Origin of the sequence: Clostridium boliviensis (assembly GCF_033342255.1) — a bacterium.
Taxonomy (GTDB): Bacteria; Bacillota; Clostridia; order Lachnospirales; family Lachnospiraceae; genus Lacrimispora; species Lacrimispora boliviensis.
On record NZ_JAWONS010000290.1, the window covers coordinates 61,244 to 81,935 of the forward strand.

Sequence of the window (20,692 nt, forward strand, 5' to 3'; positions counted from 1 at the left end):
ATGGGATATATCCTGAATTTAAAAGAAGTCAATGAGGTGTTTTGCCAGTGGAAAAAGGATTCCGTCATCTATGCTCCCATGCTGGTGAAAAACGGAGGGGCATTTTCTGATACAGATGCGGTTCATTACGGCGAAATCCAGTCTTTTGAAGAAATTGTATATGATAAAAAATCAGATTTCTCTTTTAAAGAGATTCTGCTTCCTATCTCGGAAACCTTATTTTATTTTACGGAAGATTCCGTGAAAGAACCGGAAGGTCCGGTAAAGCAGGCCATCATTTTTCTGCGCAGCTGCGATCTTCATGCAGTGAAACGTTTAGATACCATGTATCTTAATAACGGCGCAGAAGATCCATATTATAAACGTCTTCGGGACAGGGTGAAATTTGTACTTATGGGCTGTAAGGAATCCTTCGAGAGCTGTTTTTGTGTGGACATGGGAACCAACCGTACAGACGACTACCATGCTTTTATGGAGCTTTCCAAAGAAGGGGTGAGAATTGATAATAAAAATCCCCAATGGGATGAATTGTTTGCTTCAGGCTGTACAAAACAGACAGATGTAACCCCTTCTTATGTATCTGAGACAGAAACACAGGTAAATATCCCGGAGTCTCTCTCCTTAGATGTCATGAAATCGTCCATGTGGAAACAATATGACAGCCGCTGCATCAACTGCGGTCGATGTAATTTTGTCTGCCCTACCTGTACCTGTTTTACCATGCAGGACATTTTTTATACCGATAACGGCAAAGTTGGAGAGCGCCGCAGAGTATGGGCTTCCTGCATGACAGATGGCTTCACTGATGTGGCCGGAGGCGGCAGCTACCGCCAGAATAACGGTCAGCGCATGCGCTTTAAAGTCATGCACAAAGTATATGATTACAAGAAGCGCAATGGGATTCATATGTGTGTAGGCTGCGGCCGGTGCGACGATGTGTGTCCGGAGTATATCTCATTTTCCCACTGCATCAATCAGCTGGAAGATGCTATGAAGGAGGTTAATGAAAATGAATCATAACGAATATCTTCCTTTCCGTTCTGAGATCAAGGAGGTAATCCGCCATACGGACATCGAATACACCTTCCGCATGGCTTATCATGGAGAAGTAAAACCAGGTCAGTTTTTTGAGGTATCCATACCAAAATTCGGAGAAGCTCCAATTTCGGTCAGCGGCATCCGGGAGGATTCCGTTGATTTAACCATTCGCCGGGTAGGAAAGGTGACAGGGGAAATCTTTGAGCGGTATCAGGGAGACAGTCTGTTTTTAAGAGGTCCTTACGGGAATGGCTTTGACTTAGAAAATTACCGTGGAAAAGAGCTGCTGGTCATAGCCGGCGGAACGGGACTTTCTCCTGTGAGAGGCGTGGTTGATTATTTCTCCACTCATATGGAAGAAACAAAGGGCATGACCCTCATCGCCGGCTTTAAGACACCAAAGGACATTCTTTTTCTGGAAGACTTCGGGAAATGGAAACAGGCAATGGAAGTCATACTGACGGTTGACTGTGCAGAGGATGACACTGCCTGCCAGATTGGGCTGGTCACCCAGTATATACCGAAACTGAAGCTGAAAAATAAGGAAGAAACCACTGCAATCGTAGTAGGACCTCCTGCCATGATGCGCTTTACCACTCAGGGACTTTTGGATATCGGACTGAAAGAAGAAAATATCTGGATTTCCCATGAACGGAAAATGTGCTGCGGAATCGGCAAATGCGGACACTGTAAAATTGATGACACCTATGTGTGCCTGGACGGACCTGTCTTTCCATTTACCAAAGGCCGCAGACTTTTGGACTAGAAAGGGGAATGTCTTATGGATACAAACACAAAGGAACTGAAAAAAAATGCTTTCCGGGTCACAAAGCACAGAGGTCTTACCGCCTCACGCATCCGGGTTCCCGGCGGCCACTTAGAGGCCAGATTTTTACCTATGATTCAGAATATTGCGGATACCTACGGAAACGGAACCGTTCACATTACCTCCAGGCAGGGATTTGAGATCCCTGGAATACCATTTGAGGATATTCCAAAGGTCAATTCCCTCCTTCAGCCGATTATTGAAGGTCTGGATATTAACCAGGGGGAGAAAGGACAGGGCTACAGTGCAGCCGGAACCCGCAATATTACCGCATGCATCGGCAATAACGTCTGCCCCTATGCCTGCTATAACACAGCGGCTCTGGCAAAGAAAATCGAGAAAGCGGTTTTCCCCAACAATCTTCATTTTAAAATCGCACTGACAGGCTGTCCCAATGACTGTGCCAAAGTGCGGATGCACGATTTCGGTATCATGGGGATGACACTCCCCCACTACGATGCTGACCGCTGCGTCAACTGCGGTGCCTGTGTAAAGGTATGCAAACGAAAGTCAACGGGAGCTCTTGAAACAGTAAACTGCAAGGTGACACGCAATCATGAGACCTGTATCGGCTGCGGGGAATGTGTGCTTGCCTGCCCCACCAGAGCCTGGACCAGAAGTCAGGATAAGTTTTACCGTCTCACACTGCTTGGACGAACCGGAAAGAAAAATCCCCGTATGGGCGAGGATTTCATTAAATGGGCAGATGAGGACAGCATTTTAAAAATTATTCTCAATACCTATGATTATGTGGCAAAATACATTGATACTACTGCTCCCGGCGGAAAGGAGCACATCGGTTATATCGTGGACCGGACCGGATTTGAAGAATTCTGCGGCTGGGCGATGAAAGATGTGACTCTGCCGGAGGAGGCCAATGTGTATAAGCCACTCTACTGGAAGGGTGTTAAGTATTAGATTCATAAAAAAAGACAGGGCTTGAATCCTTATCCCGGGATTTAAGTCCTGTCTTTTTATTGGCATTTATTTCTTATCCTGAAATAAATTATTTAAAATCGTAATAATAAAAGCAGTAATCAGCGAGTTAAGAAAACCGCCCATACTGATATTTCCCACCAAAGAATCGGCAATCATGATCGTCCAGGCATTTACAATGAAGCTGAATAAACCCAGTGTCAAAAGATTGACCGGTAATGTAATGAGTAAAAGAACGGGCCTTATAATAAGATTCACAAGCAAAAGCACCATTCCCATAATAAGCAGAGCGGACAGGCTTCCAATATAAATCGAGTTAAATACAAATGACAGCAGATAGATTGCCAGTATAATCGATATATATTTAATAAATAACTTCATTCGGCTTTCCTCCAATAAATACATCTTTTACAGCCATTATATAAAATGAAAAAAATAAATGCAAGTTTCCATTGAAATAACATTGCCAGAAAACAACACACTGTATTTTTACGCAATATCTGATATAATTATACCAGTTATAAATCAGCCAGTATAAGGGGGAAGCTTATGTCCACTGCTATGTTCTTCAGTCTTTTGTTAAATATCGGTCTTCTTGTCCTCATCGCAACTTTGCTGACCAAAATCCCCATTGTCCGGAGCATGCTCCTGTACGATCAGCATTCTGCCGGCTGCGGGGTCATGCTGGCCGTGATCTTTGGTTCCATCAGCATCATATCCACCTATACAGGCGTCCGGGCTCAGGGGGCCATTGTCAACACCCGCGTGATCGGAGTGCTGGCTGCCGGCCTTTTAGGGGGGCCGTTTGTGGGAATGGGTGCTGCTGTCATCGGCGCACTTCACCGCTATCTGTTCGACATTGGTGGATTTACCGCCGTAGCCTGTGCCATCTCCACGCTGGTGGAGGGTCTTGCAGGCTCCTTATTCTCCCGGCGCTTTAAGGCAGGCAAAATGGACAGCTCCGGTGTGTTTTTTCTCACCTTTTTTGTAGAGCTTCTTCAGATGGTGATTATTCTTCTCGTTTCACGGCCATTTACTGCAGCCGTCCAGCTTATAAAGCTGATTTCACTTCCCATGATGACCATGAATGCATTGGGAATGCTGATATTTCTCGGCACTTTTAATATGGTATTTATAGAAGAAGACAGCCAGTTTGCCGAACGTATGCGGCTGGCACTTGGAATCGTGGAGCAAAGTCTCCCCCATCTCCGCAAAGGCTTACACAGCCCCCCTGATATGCAGGCAGCTGCCGAAATTATTTTTCAGTCCACCTCCTGTTCCGGAATTCTGATCACGGATATCCGGAAGATACTGGGAATAAAAATCAATTCAGAACTTTCGGATATGGAAGATGATACAGTTCTTCCTCCCATACTTGCCTCCACTCATGACAGGAAGCCAACGGTTTTCCATTACGCTGGAAAAGGAGATCCTCTATATTCTATACTAAAAAACCATATGATTGTGGCAGCCCCCATTATTGAGATGAATCAGATTACCGGGAGCCTGACCATGATTTTTAAGAAACACTGGCAGCAATCCCAGTCTGACTTAAATTTCGCCTCGGAACTGGCCAGGCTTTTCTCCACCCAGTTTGAGCTTTCGGAACTGGAATACCAGAAAAAGCTGCGGCACAAAGCGGAATTTCAGGCACTCCAGTCTCAGGTCAATCCCCATTTTCTTTATAATTCGCTTAACACCATCTCCTATGTCTGCCGGGAGAATCCGGACCGGGCAAGGGAACTTCTTCTTACCCTGTCCTCGTATTACCGTCAGACGCTGGAGAATAATTCCTATATGCATACACTGAAAACAGAGCTTCATCATGTCACCAGCTATTTAGAGCTGGAAAAAGCCAGATTTGAAGAGAAGCTTCATACGGAAATTAAGAACGACTTACAAATAAGCTGTTTTCTTCCAGCTTTCATTCTGCAGCCTCTGGTAGAAAATGCCGTGCGTTATGGCTTCGATAAAAGCGGAAACCGCAACGTATCCATTTACGCCCGAATGGAGAATCATCTTATAAAAATATCCGTCTCTGACAATGGACCGGGAATTCCTGAGTCGATAATACACCAGCTGTATAATGGGGAACATTACGGCGGTTTTGGGCTGGAAAATGTTCATAAACGGTTAAAAAGCATCTATGGTCAGGAGCATGGTCTCAAGATCCAAAGCACCGATTCTGGCTGTGAACTCTATTTTACCATTCCAGCCAATCCTGATCCCCGCTATGAAGAAGAATATGGGGCAGCAAGGGAACGTGAATTAACTATTGATAACGGGGGAATCAACTATGAAAATCGCAGTTATTGACGATGAGCGGCCGGCAAGAAAAGAACTGATCCACCAGATTTTATCGATCTGCCCTGGCAGTGAGATCATGGAAGGGGACAGCGGCTGTGCTGCACTTGAGCTGTTTGGTCATCATCTCTTTGATATTCTTTTTTTGGATATCAGCTTAAACGATATGGAAGGAACTACACTGGCTGCCGCAGCCAGACGTATGCTTCCCCATGCCCAGATCGTTTTTGCTACGGCTTACTCCCAATATGCCGTTCAGGCCTTCGAACTGGGTGTGAATAACTACATTTTAAAACCGTTTGATCCGGAACGGCTGCGCGGGATTCTTGAAAAATGCAGACAGGATTTGGAGGGAGAGCAAAAAAAGGAGCTGTTCCCTGCACACAAGCTTCCCATCAGTGTCAATCGGACCATCATACTTCTTGATATCAGACAGATCGTCTATATCGAAACCTGCTGCAGAAGCTGCATTCTCCACACAGTCACCAGGGATTATACGGAAAACCAGCTGCTGGGTGAATACGAGAAGCGTCTTTCCTCCTACAATTTTTTTCGGATCCACAAAAGCTATCTGATCAATCTGAATTATATTTCCGAACTGTTCCCCTGGGCAAACAACAGCATGGCTGTTAAAATGCAGGGATTTGAAAAAGAAATTCTGCCCATTGGAAGAGAAAAAATTAAACAGCTGCGGCAGATCATTGGTATCTGACAACCGTTTATGCATATATACCTGCTTTTCATCCGTTTTTTATTTATTTTTATACACTTTTAACTATAATAAATGGTGACGAGAAGATTTATCAATATTAGGAGGTAGGTATATGATCAGTTTCTTTTTATGTCTGTTTCTGCTGATTACAGGTTTTTTCTTCTACAGCAGAATTGCAGAAAAGATTTTTGGCCCGGATGACAGAGAAACACCGGCTCTGGCCATGACAGACGGAAGTGACTACGTTCCCATGGGAACTCCACGTATTTTTCTGATCCAGCTGTTAAATATCGCTGGCCTGGGTCCCATCTTCGGAGCTCTCGCCGGTGCCTGCTGGGGTCCCAGTGTATTTTTGTGGATTACCTTCGGTACTCTTTTAGGCGGCGGTGTACACGATTACATGATTGGTATGATGTCCATGCGGCATAAAGGCGCCAGTGTATCAGAGCTGACCGGTTCCTATCTGGGTTCCGTCATGAAGCAGATCATGCGTGTATTTTCCGTGGTTCTTCTTGTTCTGGTAGGCGTAACCTTTTCCACAGGTCCTGCTAACCTCCTGGCTATGCTGACCCCCCATGTGTTGAATTCCAGGTTCTGGCTGGCAGTTGTACTGATTTACTATTTTGTCGCAACCTTTGTTCCCATTGATAAGGTGATTGGTAAAATCTATCCCTTCTTTGGAATCTGCCTGATTGTAATGGCTCTGGGTGTTGGCGGAGCAATCCTGTTTCAGGGGTATCACATTCCGGAAATTACACTTTCCAATCTTCATCCTGCCGGGACACCGATCTGGCCCACCATGTTTATTTCCGTTGCCTGTGGTGCCATATCCGGTTTTCATGCCACCCAGTCTCCTTTAATGGCCCGATGCCTCACCAATGAAGCGGACGGACGAAAGGTATTTTATGGAGCCATGGTTGCAGAAGGTGTCATCGCACTGATCTGGGCTGCTGCAGGGGTTGCCTTTTATGACGGAACCGGCGGTCTTTTAACAGCACTTGGAAATGGACAGTCCAGCGTCGTCTACGAAATCTGCTTTAAGCTCCTTGGACCCGTTGGTGCCGTTATCGCAATGATCGGAGTCATCGCATGCCCCATTTCTTCTGCAGACACCGCTTACCGTAGTGCACGTCTGACCTTGTCAGACTGGTTTAAACTGGACCAGAAACCGATAAAGAACCGCCTGATCCTCACTGTGCCGCTTCTGGCAGTGGGATCCGTTTTAACACAGTTTGATGTCCAGATCGTTTGGAGATACTTCTCCTGGAGCAATCAGACACTGGCTATGATTGCGCTGTGGACTGCAAGCGTTTATCTGTACCGGAAAAAACGTTTTTACTGGATCACAGTGCTTCCTGCAACCTTTATGTCAGCCGTTTCAAGTACCTACATACTCATGGCGAAGGAGGGACTGAAAATTTCCACTACCATTGCTTACCCAATCGGAATTTTGTTTGCAGCTGTCTGCCTTGGTATCTTTTGCTATACTACGGTTCTTGGAAAAGGCTCACATGCGAAAGCTGCTGCCTGTGAGACTGAGTATGCTGCTGCGAAATCAGATTAAAGAGTCAGAAAAGGGAACCGCCGACGAATCGGCAGTTCCCTTCTTTATTCCCTCATTGCTTTATTGCACAGGGAGCAGTTTGCACAGTCGGACGGGCTGCAGTGCATTCCGGGACGCGCAAAAGGCTCTAAGGTAAAGCCGCATGATTTTAAACCATACCGTTCTTTCTCAATCATCACTTCCCCTGATTCCGGAAAAAACTCCACTTTCATTCCAGATACAGTAAGGATTTCATCATAGAGCGGATGGGGCTTTATATGGGGAGAATGTTTTTTCATCACTCCATCCTCTGTCTGAACATAGATGGAATGATCGCATGTAATAAGTGCCTTGATCTCCCCGTCTTCCGTAAACGAAAGAGAATTACTGTCTGCGTTAATTCCGATCTGATCGGGATCAAATGCAGTGATTGTACCAATGGGAGTTGATACCAGCACAGGGTCAGCCGGTTCCACTGATTTTAAACTTCCTGACTCATACAGCGACAGCCCCACCTTTGTTTCCACTTTTCCCAGGGGCGTCCCAATCTCTGCCCGTTCTCCCGGAAATAAGGTAATGCTTTTGATATCTCCGCTTTTATAAAAACAAAGCCCGTTAATCATTGCATGTAATTCTGTAAAACCAAGATCGAAAGTCAATGAAATGTTCAGCTCCCGTTCATCTTCCTCTGTCCAGAAACCGCTGATCTGACCATCTAGAATAAATACCCGGTGAAGCTCTCCTGTGGGATAAAATTTGATCAGCTCAGCGGGAAGCTCTCCAATGGGAGTAAAAACCTCCTGCTGCTCCTCCAGTGCCACACTGACCACCATTCCCTGCTTATCAAACTCCACGGACGGCTTCTTTTTTCTTCTGCCATTTTCCGTATAAGCCGGAATCAGCTCACCTGCCTGTGTAACAATCATATTTTTTTCTGAAAGAGTCACTCCTAAAAGCTCTCCATCCGGGTGACAGAGAAAGGAATCCACACCTCCAAGAATGCCATAGGCAGTCTGAAGTGTCTTTGCATCTATTACCATATAATTTTGCATTTCTTTCACCTCCTGCTAACACTGTTTTCTGGTTACTGTTATCTGTACTCCGCCCTCTTTCTGACGAACCTTTTTTTCAAAGGATGTATCTGCTTCCAGCCATGGCGGAATATGGGCGCAGACAAGGTGCAGTTCAAGAAATGGAGTATGGGAAAGAAACGGTAAAAGGGCCTTTTTAGAGGTAATCTCCGGGCACTCTTTTTGGAGCTGCACCAGATCTAAAAAATAGATTCCGGGAGTTTCCGTTTCCACAGGTCCGGCATTTTTTATCATCTCTTCTTTTCTTCTTCGCTTCTCATCACTCTCTTCTATATCTTTTACCATTCCGTCAAAGGTATCCTGGTCCGCTTTATCTCCACAGAAGATGCAGTATCCCCTCTGGTTAAATACCGAAAAGGGAATGCCGGAAAGCTCTCTGCACAGAACAGCCTTTGCATCCCCGGTGAGAATCCGGACTGCTTCCGTTTCTGCTCTCAGTTCCTCAATGGTTCTTCCTTTAATAGCAGGAAAGGAATTGCTCCTTACTGCCAGCCACTGCCCTTCCTGTTTTTCATATATCTCAACCTGATTGCAGTCCAAAAAAGGAACCAGTTCCTGGTTTCTGCTGATCACCGCTATTTTTTCCATCTTAACGCTCCTCCTTTATCCTTCAATCTCAACCACATTTCCATGGATCAGTTTTGCAAGAAATTCCTCCAGTTCCAGTCTGGCATCTTCCTCGTCAATATTTTTTTCTTCAGATAACAGAGTAATCAATTCCCCCACTCCTGCTCCCCTCTCCAGGCTGTTCCATAGAAAAATACAGATCTCATTCACCGAAGGCAGACCGTTTAAGGAACCATACTGACTGTCTCTGTCATCAAAAATACAAAATTCCCCTCCAAGCTCTTTTAACGTAAACCCAGGCTTCAGCTTCACGTTTTTGATCTTCATATCAGCCCCTTAACCTTTCTATGTCCACTCCGCTTTTTATCAGTTCCAGATCCTCTCTGTCATATCCGGTGCTCACCATAACGGCGCCGGTTGTCAGCCACATGACAATCAGTCCGCAGATCTTTTGTATCATCAGAATCAGGAGATATGCGCTGATCTCCTTTTCTTTAAAACTTTGCTTCATGGACTCCGTCAGAAACCGTTCTGCTTCTGAACCGGCTAAAAAGCGGTCTAAATCCTCTTTTTTGAATATTCCATACTGCTTTATGGTCTGGTAATAAGCCACTGCGGATTCGATTCTCCGTTTTTCTTCCTTTGCCTGCACAGTGGTGTATCCTCCTGCATAAATCACAGGAGCACAGCCCATTAACCCTGCTATTCTTTCTCTTAATTTCTGCTTGTCATAGTAATTGGTCCGGGGATCCTGGATCCGCTCTTGAATTGTCTGGGTCCGCCTTACTATCCGGCCGCTATCCGAATTTCCCTCCATAACCGTATAAGAGCCGGCTGCTGTCACCGTTTTTACCGTCCCCAGCATGGCGGGAGATATTTCCTCCAGACTGCAGGGATAGATACCGTCAAACACCACCGTATCCGTATATACTGCGGCGTCTTCTAAAATATCTTCCTTTCTCCTGCCCATACCAGGTGCCTTCATGGCTCTCACATGAAGGCGGTTCTGCTTTACATTTGCATTAAGAAGGGTCAGGGCTTCCCCCTCTATCCCGTCAGCCAGTATAAGCAAATTCTGCGGCTCCGTCTTTTGAAGAAGGGGATACAGACTGGCAAAGGAAGTGATTTGGGTTTTCACAATCAGAACCAGCACATCGGATACCGTGCCTTCTGCCCCAACAGACAAGCTTCCTTCAAGTCGCATTCCTCTTGTGATTTCCAGCTTTGTACCTGCATACATGGAGTCTTTTACAACCAGCTCCCCCTCTTTTGCTCCTTCTATAACCATTTGGGCGGTCTCCCGGTCTTTTGTGATCTCTTCCACCAGATCCACGCTTTCATCAGTTACTGGAACAGCATTATTAAGGACATAAAATTCCAGTGCATTTGCTGCCTGTTTGATCTCCTTTGCAAGGAGGACCGGACTGATCCCCGCTGCCGCTTTTCTTTCACAGTAGGATAAAAGCTGATTTGCCATACGTGCTGACTCACCGGTACCGCATCCAGCAGTCTGGTTGATCTCACCGATGGCTGCAGCAGCCAGCCGGATCCCCTGGTTCACATATAAATTCCTCCCCTCCAGCGTTCCTGCCACCTCTGCAGCGGAAAAGCTGTAGGTTCCATTTACCAGAATCTGCCCCTCACAGGAGAGAGCGCGGCAGAGACTCTTAATTCCTTCTGCCAGTTTCCTCCTGCCATCTTCAAATTGAATCTCCCGGATCATTCCTCTTTCCTCCTGACATTATGGATTTTAATAGATTTTCCCCCTTCTTTATATCCAGGCTGCTGACACTTAATTCAAATTTACGGGCCGCACTATGGACAAACTCATAGAGGTTACAGTTCCCTGCCCGCTCTCCGATGCCAAGCAGTGTCCCATCCACCATATCTGCTCCTGACAGTGCCATAACCATGGAGTTAGCCACTGCCATCCCAAAATCATTGTGCTCATGAACCTCAATGGTGATTCCTGTCTGTTTCATTTCCCGTACCAGCTCCCCCGCCCTTCTGGGGAATAATACTCCAACTGTATCTGCAAGACGTATGGTCTTAACGCCCTGCTGCCTCATCAGCCGGACCAGAGAAACCAAAAAAGCCACATCTGCCCTTGATGCATCTTCCAGACCTACCGTTATGGGGATTTGATAGTCCCTGGCAACCTGAATGCACTCCTGCAGGGTGTTTTCAATCCATTTTTTATTTTTCCCTATCTTATTATAGATCTGCGCATAGGACACAGGGGTTCCGATATGAATTAAGTCCGGCTTCTGCCTTGCGGACTCTTCCACATTCTCAGGATTTAATCTGGACCACAATGAAATGACTGCCTGCTTTTTCTTTTTCATGATTTCGCTGATATAATGAACGCCTTCTGTACCCACGTCGTAAATTCCCGCTTCGATTTCAGAAACACCAATACTGTCCAGGAACAATGCCATACGCACCTTATCAGAAGGAGAAAATACGACACCCGGACACTGTTCGCCATCCCGAAGAGTGGTATCAACTATTTTGATTCGCCTTTTCATATTTATCACACTCACTCATCATTGTTAAAAACTCTTCATCAGTTACTTCCCCGCCCTTCTTAATACTGAGCCTTTTAACCATTTCAAGAAGATGCTCCACCGGATAGCGGCCTTCCATCTGGTACTGTTTCATTTTATACCGTATCGACATTCCTCCGGAATGTTTACCCAAAATCACTTTCCTGGAGGCTCCCACAAGTTCTGGAGGAAAAGACTCATAATTAGATGGCTTTTTCAAAACTCCGTCTACATGCAGTCCGGATTCTATATAAAAAATCTTTCTTCCGATGACAGGCGTATGACCTGGTATCTGTGTATTGGTCATGGCTTCAAAAATGTTTCGTAAGTCCGACAGTTTATCAAAGCTGTTGTTTGGTTTATAACGTTCCACCACTCTCATGGCCAGAATGACCTGCTCAGTTGCAGCCTTATTGCCAATTCCGGTAAATGTTGTCATCACTGTACCGTTATGGTGATTTTGCAAGTAATCCGCTGCAATGGCAGAAGCACAAAAACAAGAATTTTCCGGATACAGGATGGGAGAAGCCTGGATTAGCAGCTTCATTCCCCGTTCATAAATATCCCGGCTTTCGTAGATCAGTAAATCGTCCAGACCCGTAAGCCTTAATTTGTTATCCAGACTGGCACTTTCCAGTCCCCTCAGCTCTGATACATCATTGATCTGAATATTGCGAATATATTTTCCTGTCCCATCACAAAAAGAGGAGAGAAAAAACTGAATCCCGGGATATTTCCAGCTATCCGACGGATTTGGAAGTTCCATATACCAGGTGATTCCCTTTGGTAAGTCCCCCTGCATCAGCTGATAGATTTTGGGAGATAACACGGCTCCCCATATGCAAAGACTCTCTAAGGTCTGGGCAAACTCATAAATAAGCTCCCTTTTTAACGAATATTCCTCCAACATAGTCAGTGTGGCATCAATGATTCTAATCAAAAGCAATCCCTCCTTTTCCCTGTGCTCCCTGCCGTATCATAACAGATACTAAATCATCAGATCCTGTACCGGCTTCCCCCCCTCAAAGTGCTCATCAAAAATACGTTCCACATCATCTGCGGTTACATTGCCATACCAGACTCCCTCCGGATATACCACGACTACAGGACCCTTATCACAGATTCCAAAACAGCCGGTATTGTTTATTACCACCTCTCCAGATAAGTCCCTGTCTTCAATCTCCTGCATAAAATCCTGGATTAAGTCCACCGCACCTTTCTGATAGCACATCCCTTTTTGTGTTCCGTTGATTCTGCAGCTTGTGCAGATAAATACATGATATTTTGGCTGTACCATTTTTCTCCTCCTTTTACATTGCTTCTGCCGCTTTTTTTACCGCATCTTCAATCATGTCATATGTATTCACCGGCTTTATCCCCAATTTTGTCAGCTTTTTGGTCGGCTCCATGCCAATGCGCATGGCAATGACTCCGTTGCAGCCATTAAGGGCAGCTATAATCTGTTCTATTTTATCCTCTTTTTCCCCGCATTCTTCTTCTCCCTGACAATACTGTTCCACATTTCGTTTTCCAGCAAACCGGACTTCCCCGTTTCGGTAGTCATATAAATAAAATTCCTTTGCATGACCGAAGTGAGTGTCGACTACGACTCCGCTTTTGGAAGCGACTGCAAACCGGTAGCTTTTTGAAACAGGAACAAAAACCTTCTTTTCCTCAGCCAGGAATCCTTTTAATTGTATGGATTTGTCATCCGTTAACGTTCCAACCGCATCTGCCCTGCAGTGCTGGCAGTGATACATCTGGGGCATGATCTCTTCACACTGCTTTCTGATCTCATTTAGCTGCTTGTTTGAAACAGGCTCCACATGCTCCAGCGCGCTTCCCTTTACCGGAATCATCTGCATAATATTGGTGATAAAGCACCCCAGTGATTTCACAGTCTTTACGACCTCCGGTACATTACTGTCATTAATTCCCTTCACTGTCACGATATTGACCTTTACCAATATATCATTGGCAATTAAAAGCCTGATTCCTGCAAGCTGGTTTGCAACCATGAGAGCTCCTGCCGCGTCGCCGGTATATTCCCTGCCCATAAACCGGATATACTGATACATCTGTCCGCTGATATGGGGATCCACCGCGTTCATGGTTACTGTTACATGGGAAACTCCCAGTTCCTTTAGTTCCCTTGCATACTGGGGCAGCTTCAGTCCATTGGTAGACAGACAGAAGGTGACTTCCGGATCCTGGTTCCTTATGAGTTCAAAAACTTTTCTCACATTCTCCCAGTTTTCCAGAGCTTCTCCAGGTCCGGCTATCCCCACCACTGTTAAGTTTGGCATTTTTTCCTTTACTGAAAGATACCGGTTAAGTGCTTCCTCAGGCGATAAAATGGCAGAAGTGACTCCGGGACGGCTTTCATTAGGACAGTCAAATTTTCTTACACAGTAACCGCATTGAACGTTACAGGCAGGGGCTACCGGAAGATGAATTCTGGCAAACTGATGTGCCTGGCAATTATAGCAGGGATGCTCCTTTGTCTTGCGCTTCATGATCTCCTCTGCAGATTCCGGCACCTTTTTATGAGCAATGGCAGTGTCTTTGTAGTATGCATCATATAAGGTCTCGCGGAATGTGGTTTCAACTGTATCAATCAGATGATTTGCAATCTCATCCATATATTCCACGGATCCTTCATAGCCCAGCATCTTCAGCCGCTGGCCGCCCACATGGTCATGAATGGGAAACCCTCTGCGGACCAGGGGAAGATGTAAATCTTCTGCAATACGCCTTCCGTCAGAACTACCAGCAAGGATATTGGCCTTATAGGTAAGAACCATATCCTCAATATCCTTAAAATCCGCTTTATCTGTAATTTTATACTCTTCCACCAGATACAAACCGGCAAGATTCTCAATCTCCGGTCTGATCAGTCCGTCAAGCTCCGGACATGCAGATCCTGCCCCACATACTACCGGCATGATTCCGCATTCACACATCATTCGTACGGTGGAATATACCAGATCCGGCTCCCCAAATACTGCGGCTCTACCGGAAGAATGGTATTTGTGGGAATCAATCATGGCATCTAAATAACGCCCTCTCTCTTTTTTCAGTTCCTCAGGAATTTCATTCCCGGAAATACGGGACAACGCATCTAAAAATGCATCCGTATCTCTTAACCCCACCGGCAGGGACAGCCGCTCATAAGGAACACCATACGTTTCACACAGATATTCTCCCACTGAATTTTTATGGTGAAATGCGGTTAATTCCAAAGTAAATCTTGCTCCCCCCATCTGTTTTAACCGGGCCAGTTCTGTTCCCTCATGAGGCAGGCGGTTATAATGGGGATCGTGAGCACCATCTAAATTATCAGATAAGTCAGGAAGCAGAATGGCGTCAATTCCAAAAAGAGAGAGCATCCTCTTTAGATATCTGGTATCTGCGGGACTGATGGGCGCAGTGATCACATTTACCAGATCATTCTTTCTGGCAACCATTTTAATAGAAGAAACAATGGCCAAGAGAGCTGCGAAATATCCCTCATACTGACTTCCGCCATATCCCGGGGAGTGGCAGGGAATCAGCGTAATGTCCCTGTATCCTGGATTTTCCTCCAGAAAGGACTGGAGTATTCCCGGAATATCCTCACCGATGGTTTCCGCCAGGCAGGTGGTCATTACACCGATAATTTCCGGATGGTAAAGCTCAATTAAATTCTTTAATCCCTTTTTTAAGTTTTCACTGCCTCCGTATACTGTTCCCTCCTCGGTCAGGGATGAGGAAGCAATATCCACAGGTTCATTGTAGTGAGTTGCCATATGACGGCGGATGTAGGTCGCACACCCCTGAGAGCCGTGAAGGATGGTCATACAGTTCTTCAGACCGTAAAATGCAGTTGCACTTCCCATTGGCATACACATTTTGCAGGGATTGATATTTAGATTCACCAGAGGTTTTACTTCACTTTTCATTGTCACTCCGCCTTTCTGTCAGCTAATATAGCCCCATACCGGACTGTTTATGCTTTTATTGATTTCCATTGTGAAATTGACCACCCCTTCAAAACCGGCTAACGGAAACTTTCTTTCATGATTGTGATCGCAAAATGCGATACCCAGCTTATAGGCAAGAGGTCTTTCTTTTACACCTCCCACCAGTATATCTGCCCCTTTTTCTTTCATAAAGGTCTCTAACTCTGCCGGATTCGCATCATCAAGAATAATGGTGTCAGATTTCACCAGACTCTCAATCACTTCATAATCTTCCTTTTTCCCTGTCTGGGTTCCGACCACCACAGTTTCCATCCCCATAGCCTGAAACTGCCGGATGAGAGAGATTGCCTTAAATCCCCCGCCTACGTAGATGGCGGCTTTTTTCCCCTCCAGGTTTTTCCGATAACGGCCTAAGAAATTTTCCAGCTCCTCTGCTTTCTTTTTGCAAAATTCCGCTGCCTTTTTTCTTGCCAGTTCATTCCCAAGTGCCTCAGCCGTCTTGATTAAGGAAGCGGTTGTATCCTCGATTCCGAAGAAACTGACCTTTATAAATGGAATGCCGAATTCCTCCTCCATACGGTTTGCCAGATAAGTGCTGGAGCCTGCACACTGAACTATATTTAATGCGGCCTTTGGCGCCTCAATCATATCCTCATAGCAGGTGTCACCGGTAAAACCTGAGATCACGTCAATGCCTATCTCCCTGAAATAATTTTTGATAATCCACATTTCTCCTGCCAGATTAAAATCCCCCAGTATATTAATGGCATTCCTCTTCTCTTCACTTTTATGAGGAAGAAGCACGTTCATGATGGCATCGCAAGCCATCCGGTAGCCTGTTGATTTATTACCGGAAAATCCGGGAGACTTTACAGGAATCACAGGAATGTGATACTGCTCTGATTTCATTTTGCATAAGGCATCCACATCGTCTCCGATCACTCCAACAATACAGGTGGCATAGATAAATATCAGCTTTACGTTGCCTTCCTTCTCCATGAGCTCATCGACTGCTGCCTCAAGCTTTCTGATTCCGCCGAATATAATATCTGTTTCCTGCAAATCCGTAGAAAAGCTGTTTCTGTAAATATCCTCACCGCTTGTTAATGACCCTCTGATATCCCAGGTATAGCTGGAACACCCGATTGGGCCGTGAACAATATGCCAGGCATCGGTAATGGGATTTAAAACAACTCTTGCTCCGCAGTATACACAGGCCCGCTGTGATACGGAACCGGATACACTGTTGCTGTCACATGAAATTTGCCCCCCCAGGCCACTGCACCCGTCCTTTACAACAATGGAACTTTTCCTGGCGTCCAATACATTCCTGTTGCTGTTCTCCGTTTCCATAATCATACTCCTTTCAAAGACCTGCCATTTTAAACAGAAATAGGGAGGGGTCGGTTCCCTCCCTGGTTCCATTTTCTTTCTGATTTACATTACTACATCAAAATCTTCGTCAGCCGCATCCCGGTCCTGCCGGTCCATCATGGCATCTGCTATTTTTTCCGTATACCGGATTGCACCTGCGTATCCCACAGTTGCCTGTATTGGGTTTCCGTAGCGGTCCAGTACCGGAAATCCCATACGTACCAGCGGGATATCTTCTGCTTTTGCAATCTGTTTTCCATAACTTGAGCCTAAAAGAAGATCTACGGACTCATTTTTAATCAGCTGATGAAGATAGAATAAATCCGTATCTGCCTTCACTACATATTCACTTTCATCCACTCCATACTGATCCATCAGCTCTTTGATTTCTTTCTCCCAGCGGGCTTTCGGTGTTCCGGTTATGATGTATTTCGGACTCATTCCCAGTTCCAGGCATAAAGCAGTAAATCCATACACAATATCAGGATCTCCGTAGATGGCAGCTTTTTTCTTATATACATACTGATGGGAATCCAGCATTAAATCCACCAGTCTGCCCCGCTCATCTTCCAGCTCCTTTGGAACCTCTTTCTTTGTAAATTTCTGAAGCTCCAGTATGTACTGATCTGTCAGCTTGACGCCTACAGGGACCGGAATATTTGAAAAAGGAACCTTGTATTCTTTTTTTAAATACTCCGATGGTTCCATCGAACAGTAGATTCCCATGGAAATCAGCCTTTCACAATCTCCCAGCGACGCAATATCTTTGGCTTTGGTTCCTGCATTATCATGGAAATACTCGTTTTTTCCATCCATAGGGTGATCTAATGTTCCGTCATGATCAGGAAAATAAATATATTCCGCACCCATCAGTCCTGCAATACGTTTTAATTCCCTGTCATCTCCGGGATTGACCCAGCCTGGAAAAATGGCTACTTTTCCATTGGGTGTTCCGGTTTTCTTCGTCATATACTTCATGAATCCAATCATCATGTTGGAAAATCCCTGAATATGGGAGCCTTCATAGGAAGGTGTACTGGCATAAAGGACTGTTTTTCCCTCCGGTATATCCATATCCATTATATAGGAACCAACGTCATCACCAATTGTCTCAGAAAGGCAGGTGGTATGGATGGCCATAATATCTGGTTTATAAATATCGAAGACGTTCTTCATTGCTGTGGTAATATTGCTGCGTCCTCCGAATACGGATGCACCCTCAGTAAAGGAGCTTGAAGAAGCTATGGCTGGCTCCTTAAAATGCCGGCTTAACACTGTTCTGTGATAGGAGCAGCACCCCTGGGATCCATGGGAATGTGGCATACACTTTTCGGCACCCAGAGCACAGAACATTGCTCCTACCGGTTCACAGGTCTTACAGGGATTAATGGTCATGTGGCGGTTTTCCATAATTTCTTTTGGTGTTAATTCAAGCATCAGCCGGCACCTCCTAACGTTCCTTCTAACATCGGCATGGTTTTCCACGGCGGTTTTACCAGTGACCAGGCATTTGTATAAAGACTCATGGTTATATCTCTTCCAAAATTCACTGCTCCCCGAAAGCCTGCATACGGTCCGGAGTAATCATAGGAATGCATCTGACGGGATACTACTCCGCCATGCTGAATGGCATATTTATCCTTAATTCCAGAAAAGAAAATATCTGGTTTATACTCTTCAATCAGCTGGTCTGTTTCAAACATGTTGTAGTCATCCACTACCATGTAGCCTTCTTTCATATCTTTTATCATTCCGCTATAGGTATCCAGCTCCACGCCTTCCTCCCGCAGAACTTCCAATTCTTCCACAGAGTATCTGTCTTCAAACCCCACAGCTCTCTCCACCGTAATCTCCTCGATGTTTTTAGAGTCAGCATCTGCTTTGATCTGAGGAATGATTTCCCGTCCTTCATAATCATCCCGGTGGGCAAATTCATAGCCTGCAATGGTTGTTTCCATGCCAAAATCCCTTAAAAGCATCTGATAATGATGGGAGCGGGAGCCTCCTACAAAGATTCCGGCTGTTTTTCCCTTTAGTTTGGATTTGTAATACTCCATATCCTCACTGATTTCTGCCAGCTCCTCTGCAATCACTTCTTCCGTGCGTTTGGTAAGCTCCGGATCATTGAAGTATTTTGCCATCATACGCAGAGATTTGGATGTAGCACCTACTCCGATAAAATTCACCTTCAGCCAGTCAACTCCATATTTTGTTTTCATCATTTCCGCTATGTAATTGATGGACCGGTGGCACATGACAAGATTCAAATCTGCCAGATGGGAATTTTTCAAGGTCTGATAAGATCCGTCACCGGTAAACACGGAGACCACTTCATAACCAATCTTTTTAAGGATCCGTTCCTGTTCCCAGCCATCACCTCCGATGTTGTACTCGCCTAAGATATTTACACTGTATTTTCCCTTGGGCGCCTCTTCCCCTTTTCCGATAACATAACGCATCAGTCCGTTATTGGCAATGTGGTGACCCGATGACTGGGAAACCCCTTTATATCCCTCGCAGGAATAGCCAATGGCAGTAATGCCGTATTTCTCCTCCACTCTTCTTGCCACAGCCTGCACATCATCACCGATCAGACCAATGGGACAGGTAGAGCAGATGAAAATACACTTGGGCTGAAACAGCTGCATAATCTCATCGATTCCAGCTTCCAGCTTCTTCTCGCCTCCAAATACTATGTCCGATGACCTCATATCCGTGCAAAAAGAATAAGGGATAAAATTTTGCTCACCTTCATAGGAAGGTTTTGCTTTATTCCTTCTGGTTCCCCAGGAATAGAAGGCACAGCCAATGGGTCCGTGTGTGATAACGACGGAATCCTTCACAGGTCCAACCACAACGCCTTTACAGCCTGCATAGCAGCAGCCTCTTGCAGTGATAATTCCCGGTATCGCCCTGGTATTCGCTGCAATCTCATCCGAATTTTCACCAAATTCCAGCTGAGTGATATGACTTTTTCTATTTTTAAATACTCTGGATGAATATTTATCCAGTAATACATCTCGTTCCTTTGACATCTCCCTCACCTCCTGTCAATATGCCTCTTTTGTGCGTTCTCCGCTTCTGACGGTATAAGCCTCATGAATGGGAAGCACAAATATTTTTCCGTCCCCGGGATTCCCTGTCTGGTTTGTTTTAATCAGTATATCCACCACATCTTTTACCTGCTGATCTTCTACTATCAGGGTGATCAGCCGTTTTGGAATCCAGCGGAAAGACTCTGTTAAGTATTCTCCTTTGGGAGACATGGGAAGCTCTCCTGATTCCAGAACCAGCGTCAAAAGCTCCGGATCAATCCGTTTCTTTCCTCTTCCTAATACCGGTCTGCAGGTAAATGCAGGGAATCCGCCTTCTGCCAGAGCTTTCTTCGTGGGGTTTATTTTATTTACCCGGATAAATGCCATTACCTCTTTCATAGCAATCGTTCCTCCTAAAGTCCCTGCTTTCCTGTACTGATCGTATAAGCATCCTCCACCGGAGATACAAAGATACGTCCGTCTCCATAATTGCCCTCTCCAGTCCTGGCTGTTCTCATAATCACCTTGACCAGATCTTCCTTATCTTCATCGTTGCAGAAAAATAACAACATCTCTTTTGGAATCTCATCATAGTGGACATCTCCTACCGTGATTCCTTTCTGCTTACCCCGTCCATAAACATCCATCTTTGTTACAGCCTGAAATCCCGCTTCTGAGGCTTCCTTCATAACAAAATCCGCTTTTTCCGGCCTGATAATCGCTCTCACCAATAACATAATATTTTCTCCTCTCCCTGA

Annotated in this window: 20 protein-coding genes; 6 read left to right on the top strand and 14 right to left on the bottom strand. The window is 45.4% G+C overall.

Annotated features, from left to right (window positions below; genetic code table 11):
* From asrA to asrC, 3 genes are read left to right on the top strand one after another with little or no spacing between them, the layout of a single operon-like run.
* Complete coding sequence (asrA, locus tag RZO55_RS20665; protein ID WP_318066157.1) at positions 1-1,020, top strand: anaerobic sulfite reductase subunit AsrA; 1,020 nt, start codon at positions 1-3, stop codon at positions 1,018-1,020.
* Complete coding sequence (gene asrB, locus RZO55_RS20670; RefSeq protein ID WP_318066158.1) at positions 1,010-1,804, top strand: anaerobic sulfite reductase subunit AsrB; 795 nt, start codon at positions 1,010-1,012, stop codon at positions 1,802-1,804. Before asrA ends, asrB begins: the two co-directional genes overlap by 11 nt.
* 15 nt (positions 1,805-1,819) lie before the next feature.
* Positions 1,820-2,782 carry a sulfite reductase subunit C gene (gene asrC / locus RZO55_RS20675; RefSeq protein WP_318066159.1) on the top strand — a complete coding sequence of 321 codons (963 nt, stop codon included), beginning with the start codon at positions 1,820-1,822 and terminating at the stop codon, positions 2,780-2,782.
* 66 nt (positions 2,783-2,848) lie between these two features.
* Here asrC and RZO55_RS20680 read toward each other — a convergent pair whose 3' ends face one another.
* On the bottom strand, positions 2,849-3,181 hold the full coding sequence (locus RZO55_RS20680; protein WP_318066160.1) for a phage holin family protein: 333 nt from the start codon (positions 3,179-3,181) through the stop codon (positions 2,849-2,851).
* 168 nt (positions 3,182-3,349) lie between these two features.
* Between RZO55_RS20680 and RZO55_RS20685 the strand changes: the two genes are divergently transcribed.
* From RZO55_RS20685 to RZO55_RS20695, 3 genes are all read left to right on the top strand, one after another.
* Positions 3,350-5,116 carry a LytS/YhcK type 5TM receptor domain-containing protein gene (locus RZO55_RS20685; protein ID WP_318066161.1) on the top strand — a complete coding sequence of 589 codons (1,767 nt, stop codon included), beginning with the start codon at positions 3,350-3,352 and terminating at the stop codon, positions 5,114-5,116.
* Positions 5,097-5,816, top strand: coding sequence for a LytR/AlgR family response regulator transcription factor (locus RZO55_RS20690; protein ID WP_318066162.1), 720 nt, complete (start codon positions 5,097-5,099; stop codon positions 5,814-5,816). The genes RZO55_RS20685 and RZO55_RS20690 overlap by 20 nt, the downstream gene beginning before the upstream one ends.
* A 112-nt stretch (positions 5,817-5,928) precedes the next feature.
* Positions 5,929-7,380, top strand: a complete 1,452-nt coding sequence (locus RZO55_RS20695) for a carbon starvation CstA family protein (protein ID WP_318066163.1) — start codon at positions 5,929-5,931, stop codon at positions 7,378-7,380.
* Between the two features lie 44 nt (positions 7,381-7,424).
* On the opposite strand, the gene RZO55_RS20700 is transcribed toward RZO55_RS20695, so the two are convergent.
* The 13 genes from RZO55_RS20700 to RZO55_RS20760 form a co-directional block, all read right to left on the bottom strand.
* The gene (locus RZO55_RS20700; RefSeq protein WP_318066164.1) at positions 7,425-8,411 is read right to left on the bottom strand and encodes a hypothetical protein; all 987 of its coding nucleotides are present in this window, start codon (positions 8,409-8,411) and stop codon (positions 7,425-7,427) included.
* A gap of 15 nt (positions 8,412-8,426) precedes the next feature.
* Complete coding sequence (locus tag RZO55_RS20705) at positions 8,427-9,038, bottom strand: Fe-only nitrogenase accessory AnfO family protein (protein WP_318066165.1); 612 nt, start codon at positions 9,036-9,038, stop codon at positions 8,427-8,429.
* Positions 9,039-9,053: 15 nt separating this feature from the next.
* A complete protein-coding gene (locus RZO55_RS20710; protein WP_318066166.1) occupies positions 9,054-9,344 on the bottom strand; it encodes a PqqD family protein in 291 nt (96 codons plus the stop codon).
* 1 nt (position 9,345) lies between these two features.
* Positions 9,346-10,740 carry a TCP-1/cpn60 chaperonin family protein gene (locus RZO55_RS20715; protein WP_318066167.1) on the bottom strand — a complete coding sequence of 465 codons (1,395 nt, stop codon included), beginning with the start codon at positions 10,738-10,740 and terminating at the stop codon, positions 9,346-9,348.
* Complete coding sequence (locus RZO55_RS20720) at positions 10,718-11,545, bottom strand: hydroxymethylglutaryl-CoA lyase-like TIM-barrel protein (RefSeq protein ID WP_318066168.1); 828 nt, start codon at positions 11,543-11,545, stop codon at positions 10,718-10,720. The genes RZO55_RS20715 and RZO55_RS20720 overlap by 23 nt, the downstream gene beginning before the upstream one ends.
* The gene (locus tag RZO55_RS20725; RefSeq protein WP_318066169.1) at positions 11,520-12,503 is read right to left on the bottom strand and encodes a homocitrate synthase/isopropylmalate synthase family protein; all 984 of its coding nucleotides are present in this window, start codon (positions 12,501-12,503) and stop codon (positions 11,520-11,522) included. Before RZO55_RS20725 ends, RZO55_RS20720 begins: the two co-directional genes overlap by 26 nt.
* 48 nt (positions 12,504-12,551) lie before the next feature.
* Positions 12,552-12,860: a 2Fe-2S ferredoxin gene (locus RZO55_RS20730; protein ID WP_318066170.1), complete on the bottom strand. Its 309-nt coding sequence runs from the start codon at positions 12,858-12,860 to the stop codon at positions 12,552-12,554.
* A gap of 13 nt (positions 12,861-12,873) precedes the next feature.
* Entirely contained in the window at positions 12,874-15,504 is a 2,631-nt protein-coding gene (locus tag RZO55_RS20735; RefSeq protein WP_318066171.1) for a nitrogenase component 1, read from the bottom strand.
* Positions 15,505-15,522: 18 nt separating this feature from the next.
* Entirely contained in the window at positions 15,523-16,878 is a 1,356-nt protein-coding gene (nifE, locus tag RZO55_RS20740; RefSeq protein WP_318066172.1) for a nitrogenase iron-molybdenum cofactor biosynthesis protein NifE, read from the bottom strand.
* Between the two features lie 84 nt (positions 16,879-16,962).
* Positions 16,963-18,336 carry a nitrogenase component 1 gene (locus tag RZO55_RS20745; protein WP_318066173.1) on the bottom strand — a complete coding sequence of 458 codons (1,374 nt, stop codon included), beginning with the start codon at positions 18,334-18,336 and terminating at the stop codon, positions 16,963-16,965.
* Positions 18,336-19,934, bottom strand: coding sequence for a nitrogenase component I subunit alpha (locus RZO55_RS20750; RefSeq protein WP_318066174.1), 1,599 nt, complete (start codon positions 19,932-19,934; stop codon positions 18,336-18,338). The genes RZO55_RS20745 and RZO55_RS20750 overlap by 1 nt, the downstream gene beginning before the upstream one ends.
* Before the next feature lie 15 nt (positions 19,935-19,949).
* On the bottom strand, positions 19,950-20,333 hold the full coding sequence (locus RZO55_RS20755) for a P-II family nitrogen regulator (RefSeq protein WP_318066175.1): 384 nt from the start codon (positions 20,331-20,333) through the stop codon (positions 19,950-19,952).
* Positions 20,334-20,347: 14 nt separating this feature from the next.
* Entirely contained in the window at positions 20,348-20,671 is a 324-nt protein-coding gene (locus tag RZO55_RS20760; RefSeq protein WP_318066176.1) for a P-II family nitrogen regulator, read from the bottom strand.
* Positions 20,672-20,692: the final 21 nt, after the last annotated feature.